Here is a 1,669-nt window from a genome sequence, read left to right as displayed (position 1 = left end):
TTAATGAATTATTTCAATCAGTAAAATCAAAATATAAAGAAGTTTTTGATGTGAATGATAAAATAAATTTAGATTCTCATTCTTTATATTATGTTGTTGGGCAATTACAAAACTATTGTTTAATTGATGCAGAAAGAGATGCTGTTGCGGATGCTTTTGAAACGTTTATTGGTTATGCTTTAAAAGGTCCTCAGGGACAATTCTTTACTCCTCGAAATGTGATTAAATTGATGGTTAATATTTTGAATCAAGGTATTGATGAAAAAGTCATTGATCCTGCTTGTGGTTCAGGTGGGTTTCTTGTTGAATCACTACGTCATTTATGGAATCTATTGGAGGAAGATGCAAAATATTTAGGATGGAATAAGTTAGCTCTTAATGAAGAAAAACAAAAAACTGCAATGACATTAGTTCATGGAATAGAAAAAGATTCATTATTAGCTAAAGTTTCTAAAGCATATATGGCAATATTAGGTGATGGAAAAGGAGGTATTTTTTGTGAAGATAGTCTTGAATTACCCTTGCATTGGAATATAAAAACTCAACAAAGTATACATTTAAATTCTTTTGACTGTTTACTCGCTAATCCGCCGTTTGGAAAAGATATAAAAATTAAAGGAAGAGAAAAACTAGAACAATATAGGCTAGCTAAAAAATGGAAAAAGAATGGTAATTATTATATTGAAACAAATAAATTAAATAACGAGATGCCTCCACAAATTCTCTTTATTGAAAGATGTTTGGATTTGCTTATTGATGGGGGAAGAATGGGGCTGATTATTCCTGAAACCTACTTTCATGCTCCAAGAGCTCAATATGTAATGGAGTTTATGGCAAAACATAATATATTTTGCTTAATTGATTTACCTCATAATACATTTAGACCTCATAATAATGCTAAATGTATTGCTATATTTCTTGAAAAAAACACAAAACAGCAAGATAAAATATTAATGTGTGTAGCTGAAGAAATGGGGCATGATCATCAAGGTAAAGAGATTTTTAGATGGGATTATACCAGTCATAAGGCTACAAATGAACTTTGGGATGATATAAAGATCATAAACAGTGAAATTAATGAACTGAAAAAATTAAAAGGTAAAGGGGATAATTGGACTACCTTTGTTAATAAAGAAGAATTTATTGATAATATTAGATATTCTTTTTTAGTAGATTCTAGTATTGTAAAAAAAACAAAAGTATATGTACCTCGATATTACTGGAAAGAAAAAACAAAAGAATTAGAAACTTATGCTGATAAAAAAGGAATATCTTTAATTTCTATTCAAGAATTAATTTCATCAAAAGTTATAAAACATTTTGATGGACATGGTTCACCTGAATCTGAAAATAAAGGAAAAGGAGATATTCCATATATTCGTGTAAAAGATATAGTGAATTGGGAAGTTTATAAAGACCCAACATCAAAAATTCCATATAACACATATAAAGAAATTTTTAGTGAGCAAAAAACATTACATGAATGCGATATATTATATGTGAGGAGAGGTAGCTATAGAATTGGAAGTGTTGCAATGATATCTCCTTTTGATACAGAAGTTTTATTAACTCGTGAAATTTTAGTTTTAAGAGTTCTCCCCAATAATAAATATGGAATAACACCTTATTATTTATTATATTTATTAAGTCATTGGATCACACAAGAACT

Annotated in this window: 1 protein-coding gene; it reads left to right on the top strand. The window is 28.4% G+C overall.

The genetic code is table 11. The features are described from left to right. Positions 1-1,669: N-6 DNA methylase (locus tag CKF59_RS07105; protein WP_119535239.1), on the top strand; the 1,669-nt coding region annotated here is incomplete at both ends.

Source organism: Psittacicella gerlachiana (assembly GCF_003585965.1).
GTDB lineage: Bacteria > Pseudomonadota > Gammaproteobacteria > Enterobacterales > Psittacicellaceae > Psittacicella > Psittacicella gerlachiana.
Note: the sequence above shows the minus strand (reverse complement) of the source record. Positions and strands in the feature narration are given on the sequence as shown.